Annotated in this window: 1 pseudogene; it reads left to right on the top strand. The window is 66.4% G+C overall.

The features are described 5' to 3' along the window. A pseudogene (locus tag LPA54_RS33750) lies at nucleotides 1–643 on the top strand (hypothetical protein); the annotation flags it as partial. Nucleotides 644–766 lie beyond the last annotated feature (123 nt).

The raw sequence follows: 766 nt of genomic DNA, 5'->3' as shown, positions 1-766 counted from the left end.
GGACGAGGGCATCGAGTACGCGGCCGTCGTCTCCACCGACCCGCTCGTGGTGGCCGCCGACGTCGGCGACAGCGCCGGTGACGGCAGCGGTATCTCCGACTTCTTCTCCATCGACAGCAAGACCGGCAAGCTGCGCGCCCGCCTCTCCGCGCCGGGTGACGAGTTCGCCGCCCGCTGCGACGGCATCTACAAGGTGGAGAACTGCTCGGGCGTCACGGTCGGCAACGACCGGCTGTACATCGCCACCGAGGAACACGACAGCGGCGGCGAGTCGTACAGCCAGACCAACGAGGTCGTGGCGTTCGACCTGGTCACCGGCAAGCAGACCGGCCAGCGCGCCGACGCCGGCGAGAACTACGAGATCTACCCGCTGCGCATGGACGGCCCCAACGTCATCGCGTACAAGCGGCCGCCGTACGACAAGGGCGGGCAGATCGTCAGCATCGACGGCGAGTCCTTCAAGGAGACGCTCCTGATGGAGAACCCGTCGACGGAGGCGGTGCGTGACGTGGAGTCGCGGATGTCGCCGGAGTACTCGGAGATCCAGTACGGGCAGGGCGGTCTGTACATGTCCTCCGTGTACGCGAGTGACTTCACGACGCGTGAGAAGGAGTACTCGGTGATCGCGTTCGGCGCGGAGTGATCATGGAGTGAGCATGGAGTGATCGTGCGCGGTCGCTTCGCCGACGGCCCCGTCCCTGCTCAGGGACGGGGCCGTTCGCGTACCGCTCATCACGCGCTCTTCGCCATCGAACACGAGAATTTC

Origin of the sequence: Streptomyces sp. DH12, assembly GCF_020873895.1 — a bacterium.
Taxonomy (GTDB): Bacteria; Actinomycetota; Actinomycetes; order Streptomycetales; family Streptomycetaceae; genus Streptomyces.
This window is presented reverse-complemented; position numbering and strand designations above follow the sequence as displayed.